The 6,925-nt window shown below is 71.3% G+C and carries 8 protein-coding genes; 2 read left to right on the forward strand and 6 right to left on the reverse strand.

Annotation, left to right across the window (positions count from 1 at the left end):
• The first annotated feature begins 162 nt into the window (after window positions 1-162).
• Window positions 163-1,827: a fumarate hydratase gene (locus ACFWGZ_RS37975; RefSeq protein ID WP_382456434.1), complete on the forward strand. Its 1,665-nt coding sequence runs from the start codon at window positions 163-165 to the stop codon at window positions 1,825-1,827.
• Between the two features lie 47 nt (window positions 1,828-1,874).
• Entirely contained in the window at window positions 1,875-2,249 is a 375-nt protein-coding gene (locus tag ACFWGZ_RS37980; RefSeq protein ID WP_382456435.1) for a glyoxalase, read from the forward strand.
• A 25-nt stretch (window positions 2,250-2,274) separates the two neighbouring features.
• On the opposite strand, the gene ACFWGZ_RS37985 is transcribed toward ACFWGZ_RS37980, so the two are convergent.
• The 6 genes from ACFWGZ_RS37985 to ACFWGZ_RS38010 all read right to left on the reverse strand — a co-directional run.
• Entirely contained in the window at window positions 2,275-2,811 is a 537-nt protein-coding gene (locus ACFWGZ_RS37985; protein ID WP_382456436.1) for a hypothetical protein, read from the reverse strand.
• 94 nt (window positions 2,812-2,905) lie between these two features.
• Complete coding sequence (locus tag ACFWGZ_RS37990; RefSeq protein WP_382456437.1) at window positions 2,906-3,361, reverse strand: hypothetical protein; 456 nt, start codon at window positions 3,359-3,361, stop codon at window positions 2,906-2,908.
• A gap of 65 nt (window positions 3,362-3,426) precedes the next feature.
• Complete coding sequence (locus ACFWGZ_RS37995) at window positions 3,427-4,563, reverse strand: hypothetical protein (RefSeq protein WP_382456438.1); 1,137 nt, start codon at window positions 4,561-4,563, stop codon at window positions 3,427-3,429.
• Window positions 4,557-5,816, reverse strand: coding sequence for a glucarate dehydratase family protein (locus ACFWGZ_RS38000; protein WP_382456439.1), 1,260 nt, complete (start codon window positions 5,814-5,816; stop codon window positions 4,557-4,559). The genes ACFWGZ_RS37995 and ACFWGZ_RS38000 overlap by 7 nt, the downstream gene beginning before the upstream one ends.
• A 16-nt stretch (window positions 5,817-5,832) precedes the next feature.
• Window positions 5,833-6,735 carry a 5-dehydro-4-deoxyglucarate dehydratase gene (locus ACFWGZ_RS38005; protein WP_382456440.1) on the reverse strand — a complete coding sequence of 301 codons (903 nt, stop codon included), beginning with the start codon at window positions 6,733-6,735 and terminating at the stop codon, window positions 5,833-5,835.
• Between the two features lie 10 nt (window positions 6,736-6,745).
• Window positions 6,746-6,925: hypothetical protein (locus ACFWGZ_RS38010; protein WP_382456441.1), on the reverse strand; the 180-nt coding region annotated here is incomplete at its 5' end.

Genomic DNA, 6,925 nt, shown 5'->3' on the forward strand with positions numbered 1-6,925 from the left:
TCGCACGCGAAGGAAGGTCGGGGCAGCCGGGGGCTGCCCCGGCCTTCCGCGTTCCGGGGTCTTCGAGCGCGCGGCCGTTGCGAAGAACACGCCGCACGGGCGGCGGTGCGCCGGATTGGTGGCGGTACGGTTTTCTGATCCGAACTGCACACCGTTGGAGTTGTGTACGACGTGCCCACCACTTTCGAGTACACCGACGTCCTGCCGCTCGCGAAGGACACCGAGACCGAGTACCGCCTCGTCACCTCCGACGGGGTGAAGCTCGTCGAGGCCGGTGACCGCAAGTTCCTCGAGATCGCCCCCGAGACGCTGACGCTGCTCGCGAAGGAGGCGATCCGCGACATCCAGCACCTGCTGCGCCCGTCGCACCTCGCCCAGCTGCGCAAGATCGTCGACGACCCCGAGGCGTCGGGCAACGACCGCTTCGTGGCGACGGACCTGCTGCGCAACGCCGCCATCTCCTCCGGCGGTGTCCTGCCGATGTGCCAGGACACCGGCACGGCGATCATCATGGGCAAACGCTCCGAGACCGTCCTGACCGGCGGCGACGACGAGAAAGCGCTCGCCCGCGGGGTGTTCGAGGCCTACCAGGAGCTCAACCTGCGCTACTCGCAGATGGCTCCGCTGACGTTCTGGGACGAGAAGAACACCGGCTCGAACCTGCCCGCGCAGATCGAGGTGTTCCACAAGCCCGGCCAGGACCCCGTCTACGAGTTCCTGTTCATGGCCAAGGGCGGCGGCAGCGCGAACAAGACGTTCCTCTACCAGGAGACCAAGGCGGTCCTGAACCCGAAGCGCCTCGCGTCGTTCCTCGACGAGAAGCTGCGCTCGCTCGGCACCGCCGCGTGCCCGCCGTACCACCTGGCCGTGGTCGTGGGCGGGCTGTCCGCCGAGCAGAACCTCAAGGTCGCGAAGCTCGCCTCGGCCCGCTACCTCGACACCCTGCCGGCCGAGGGCTCGCCGTCGGGCCACGCGTTCCGCGACCGGGACCTCGAGCAGCAGGTGCTGGAGCTGACCCGGAACTTCGGCATCGGCGCCCAGTTCGGCGGCAAGTACTTCTGCCACGACGTGCGCGTCATCCGGCTCCCCCGCCACGGCGCGTCGCTGCCGGTCGGTGTCGCGGTGTCGTGCTCGGCGGACCGCCAGGCGAAGGCCCGGATCACCCCCGAGGGCGTGTTCCTGGAGCAGCTGGAGCGCGACCCGGCCCAGTTCCTGCCCGAGGTCGAGGGCGAGGACCTGTCCGACGAGGTCGTCCGCATCGACCTCACCCGCCCGATGGCGGAGATCCGCGAGGTCCTCACCAAGCTGCCGGTGAAGACCCGTGTCTCGCTGACCGGTCCGCTGGTCGTGGCGCGCGACATCGCGCACGCCAAGATCAAGGAACGCCTCGACGCCGGCGAGGAGATGCCGCAGTACCTGAAGGACCACCCGGTCTACTACGCCGGCCCGGCCAAGACGCCCGAGGGCTACGCCTCCGGGTCGTTCGGCCCGACGACGGCCGGTCGCATGGACTCCTACGTCGAGCAGTTCCAGGCCGCCGGCGGCTCGCTGGTGATGCTCGCCAAGGGCAACCGGTCCAAGCAGGTGACGAACGCGTGCTCCTCGCACGGCGGGTTCTACCTGGGCTCGATCGGCGGCCCGGCGGCGCGGCTCGCGCAGGACTGCATCCGAAAGGTCGAGGTGCTCGAGTACCCCGAGCTCGGCATGGAGGCGGTCTGGAAGATCGAGGTCGAGGACTTCCCCGCGTTCGTCGTCGTCGACGACAAGGGCAACGACTTCTTCGCCGAGACGTCCACGCCGACCCTGCAGATCAGCTTCCGCCGTTAGCCCCGTGCGAGACCCCCGATCAAACAGTACGGTTGTCCTGTAACCGGGTGATCGGGGGTCTCGTCGTGATCCACCACGTGCAAGTGGCCTGCCCCGCAGGCGCCGAACACGCGCAGCGCGCCTTCTACACAGGCGTCCTGGACTGGGCCGAACTCCCCAAGCCACCGCTGCTCGCCGCGCGCGGCGGGTGCTGGTTCGCGGTACCCGGTGGCGGCGAGGTGCACGTCGGCGCCGAGGACGACTTCCGCCCCGCGCGCAAGGCCCACCCGGCGTTCGTGGCCGACGTCGTCGCGCTGGCCGAGGCCGTCGCGGCCGCCGGCCACCCGGTCGTCTGGGCCGACCCCGCGGAGATCCCCGGCAGGCTCCGCTTCCACACCGTCGACGGCGTCGGCAACCGCGTCGAGTTCGTCGCCCACGCCTGACGCGCGCCGGGCGATATGCGATATATCAGCCGGTCTCCTCGCGGGACTCCAGCACCAGGCGGCGGTCGCCGAGCGGCGCGGCCAGGCGCACGGTCAGCGGCACCTGGCGGACCTCCTGCGTGCACATCGTGCCGGGAGGCTGCTTGGTGATCGTGACCAGCGTGACCTGGACGACCTCGGCGGACTGGGCCGTCACCTCGGCGCGGGCCTCCTTGCAGCCACCGCCGACGCCGAAGACCTCGACGTCGCGGCCGTCGTTGAAGACGTAGGCCTCACCGCGGAAGGTGTCTGACAACGATGTCGAATCGACCTTCTCCTTCGCCACGGGCGTGACGTTGGGAGGCACGACGGGCTTCTCCTCCGAGATCGAGACGGGAGGCTGGGCCGGGGCGCTCGTGGGATTCGCGCCGGACGAGCCGGTCGAACCGGGAGCGGACGTACCCGTGCCGGCGGGCGCGGTACCCGGTGAGCTCGACCCGGCGGACGAGCCGGAGCCGGGCGCGCCGGACGAGCAGCCGGCGAGCACGGCGGCGAGAGCAACGGCAGCGACGGCGTTTCTCATGCGCACCATCCTTGCAAACCGGGACGAACGGTCCCGTGAAGTGAGGCGCCCGGCCGGCGGGGCAGGTGCCGGCCGGGCACCGCGAGGGGAAGGACTACTTCTGTTCCTGCCGCGACGTCAGCACGACCGTGCGCTCACCGAGGGGTTCGGACAGCTGCACCGTCAGCGGGGGGAAGCGGATGTCCATCGTGCACATCTGCTTGGTCAGCGGCGTGGTCTCGACGAGCTCGATCTTCACGGCGGACGCGCCCTGCTCCAGCACGGACGCGCTCGCCTTGCCGCACCCGCCCTCCTGGGCGACGACGCCGACGGTCTTGCCGTCACCCTGCGTCCACACGGTGCGCGGCTGGTCCGGCGCCAGGGCGGTGGCGTCGATCTTCGTCACGGGTTTCCCGTCCGGCGGCACCTCACCGGGCGCGATGCCCGGCGGGGGCGCCTCGGAGGGCGAGGTGGCGGTCGGCAACGTCGGACCGCCACCGGCCCCGGGGGTCGCGTTCTGCGCACTGCCACAGGCCGAGAGGACGAGCAGCAGGGCGCCAGTGCCAACCACGGTTCCTATGTGCCTCATGCACCAAGGACGGAACAGCGGTCACACCGGGTTGCAGCGACTTCCCTTCACAGTTGCCGCGACACGGCGGCCACGGCCTCGCGCACCGCGTCCAGGCGAGCCGCGGACGCCAGTCCCCCGTGGTAGAGGTGGAACTCCTGCACCCCGGCGTCCAGGTAGGCCAGCCACTCCTCCCCCAGCGCCGCGCCGTCCCGGGGCTTCGGGGGCAATGCCAGCACGTACGCGGCGATCCGCGTGCCCGGCGCGGCCGCGCGCAGCGCCTCGATGCCCGGTACCGCGACGTCGGGGCCGGGCCAGCACATCGTCGTCAGGACGTCGACGTCCGCGTCCACACCGCCGGCCACCGTCGCGAACGGACCGGTGCCCCAGGGGTCCGCGGTCACGTGCATCCCGATCCGGACCGACGGCGCCGCGGCGCGGATCTCGCCGACCAGCCGCTGCCGCAACGACCTCACGACGCCGGTGCGCACGGCGCGCACGTCGTCCGCGAGCGCACCCAGCGCTTCCTCGACACCGGGTGCGCCGCGGTCGACCCCGGCCCGGACCGCTGCGCGCAGGGCATCCGGGTCGGCGTACAGGGCCGTGCACGACGAGCAGAAGCACAGGGACAACAGCTTCTGCTGCACGGCGTTCCAGTCGGTGCCGTCGGTCTTCTCGTGGTGCCCGCCGTGGAAGAAGCCCAGCGGCCCGCACGCCTCCAGGACGACCCCGTCCGGCGCGCCGAGTTCCAGCACCTCCGACACGAGCGCGGACGCGTACTCGACGACGTCGGGCTGGGAGGTGCACAACGCGTACGGGTAGCGGTCGCCGAAGGCGTTCACCACCGTCACGTCCGGGTGCAGGTCGCCCAGGCGCGAGTTGTGCGTCAGCACCGTCCACGCGTAGACGGGCAACCCGGCGGCGCGCACCAGGGACGCTGCTTCGCCGAACGAGTCGGCACCGTCCATCCAGGACGGTTGCGCGGGCACGAGCCGCCCGTACTCCTTCTCCCGCACCGGCAGGTAGAGCGCCGCGTGCCGCGCGTCGACCAGCCGGTGCTCCGGGTGCAACGGCGTCGCGGCGCGCACGGTGTGGTACGACGCGGCGAGCGCGATCGCGTCGACACCCAGGTCCCGGTAGCGCGCCACGGCGTCCGGGTCACCGATCAGGTCCCACGGGTAGGCGTGGACAACCGACTTCACCACCGGGGCCGCTTCCTCTCGTAGCTCGGGTCGTGCTTCTGCATGTAGCCCGTGTCGTCGCGGGACGTGATGCCGCACCGGGTGTAGTTCTCCGCCAGTCGTGCCAGCGCGTCGCGGTCCAGCGTGACGCCGAGGCCGGGTGTCGCCGGGACGGGCACCGCACCGTCCACGAAGGACAGCACGCCCGGTTCGACGACCTCGTCGGCCGCGTTCCACGGGTAGTGGGTGTCGCAGGCGTAGTTCAGGTTCGGCGTGGCGGCGGCCAGGTGCGTCATCGCGGCGAGCGAGATGCCGAGGTGCGAGTTCGAGTGCATCGACAGGCCGATGCCGAACGTCTGGCAGATCATGCCCAGCTGCCGCGACCGCTGCAGCCCGCCCCAGTAGTGGTGGTCGGAGAGCAGGACCTGCACGGCGTCCTGCTCCACCGACGGCCGCAGGTGCCCGAACGCGACCACGCACATGTTGGTGGCCAACGGCATCGGGGCCTGCCCGGCCACCTCGGCCATCCCGGAGATCCCCGGCGCCGGGTCCTCCAGGTACTCCAGCACGCCGTCGAGCTCGGCGGCGACCTTGATCGACGTGGCGGGCGTCCAGGCCGCGTTCGGGTCGAGGCGCAGCGGGTGGTCGGGGAACGCCTCGCGCAGCGCGCGGATCGCCTCGATCTCCTGCTCCGGCGCGAAGACACCGCCCTTGAGCTTGATCGACCCGAACCCGTACTCGGTGATCATCGTGCGTGCCTGCTCGACGATCCCGGCGGGGTCGAGGGCCTCGCCCCACCGGTCGGGCTCGGCGCCGGGGTGTCCCGCCCACTTGTAGAACAGGTAGGCGGAGTACGGCACGGCGGAGCGGACGGCGCCGCCGAGCAGGTCGTGCACCGGGCGTCCCAGCGCCTTGCCCTGGATGTCCAGGCACGCGACCTCGAACGGCGAGTACACCCGGTCGACGGTGCTCTCGGCCGTGATGTCGCCCGTCAGGCCGTGCTTGTCCAGGCCGACCTCACCGCCCAGCACGGCGGCGACGCGCGCGTGCATCTCGTTGAGGGCGAAGACGTCGAGCCCGACCAGCGAGTCCACGACGGACCGCGAGCGCTCCAGGTGCGCGAGGTCGCCGTAGGTCTCCCCCAGTCCGGAGATGCCCTCGTCGGTGTGCACCTCGACGATCGTGCGCAGCGCCCACGGCTCGTGCACCCCGGCCGCGTTCAGCAGTGGCGGGTCGCGGAAGGCGACAGGGGTCAGAACGATCTCGGTGATCTTCACAGCGCGCCCCGTCCTCTCAGGCCAGCAGTGCCTTGCCGGCGGCGATGATCTCGTGCAGCGCGGCCAGGTGCTCGTCCGTCGGATCGACCAGCGGCGGGCGCACGCCGCCGACCTCGAACCCGTTCGCGCGCACGGCCGCCTTCACCAGTGCGACGGCGTAGCCGGGAACCTTGTCCCGCAGCTCGACCAGGGGCTTGTAGAACTCGAGCAGGAACCGGTTCGCGAGCGCGGAGTCGCCCGCCTGCACGGCGTGGTAGAACCCGAGCGAGATCTCCGGCGCGAAGCAGAACACCGCCGACGAGTACAGCTCGACGCCGATCCCCCGGTACGCGAGCTGGGTCATCTCCGCGGTGGGCAGGCCGTTGAAGAACTGGAACGGCTTGTCGGCCCCCGCGCGGACGGACAGCACGATCCGCTGCATCTGGTCGAGGTCGCCCAGGCCGTCCTTGAAGCCCACGACGTTCGGGATCCGCGCGACCTCGACGGCGGCCTCCGGCGTGAACTTCGCGTTGTTGCGCTGGTAGACGATGATGGGCAGCTCGGTGACGGCGGCGGACTCGGTCACGAACCGCACGAGACCGGCGGCCGGGTTGGTGACGAGGTAGGGCGGCAGCAGCAGGATGCCGTTGGCTCCCGCGCGTTCGGCCGCCTGGATGAACTGCTTGGTGGCGACGATCGAGCCGCCGGCGCCCGCGAACACCGGCACCCGGCCCGCGGTCGCCTCGACCGCCACGGCCACCGCGCGCTCGAACTCCTCCAGCCCCAGCGCGTGGAACTCGCCGGTGCCGCAGGCGGCGAACACCGCGCCCGGCCCGGCGGAGACACCGTGCTTGACGTGCTCGGCCAGCACGTCGTACGCGATGTTCCCCTCGGCGTCGAACGGGGTCACCGGGAAGAACAGCACACCATCGAGTTGCATACCTACACACTCATCCCTTGATCGCTCCGGTGGTGGTCCCACGCAGGAAGGACTTCTGCGGCGGCAGGTGCACGACGAGGCCCGGCACCGGCGCGGACGCGGCGACCGCGAGGCCGAGCGTAACCAGGAACAACAGCACGGACCGCGATGAGCGGGAGGAGCAACGGTCCCCGGGCGCTTCCCGCCGGGG

This window comes from Lentzea sp. NPDC060358, assembly GCF_042725365.1.
Lineage (GTDB): Bacteria > Actinomycetota > Actinomycetes > Mycobacteriales > Pseudonocardiaceae > Lentzea.

What these genes read in the sequence shown, in the direction of transcription:
- ACFWGZ_RS37985 (WP_382456436.1), bottom strand. Translation starts at nt 2,811, where the DNA reads ATGAGAAACGCCGTCGCTGCCGTTGCTCTCGCCGCCGTGCTCGCCGGC.
- ACFWGZ_RS38005 (WP_382456440.1), bottom strand. Translation starts at nt 6,735, where the DNA reads ATGCAACTCGATGGTGTGCTGTTCTTCCCGGTGACCCCGTTCGACGCC.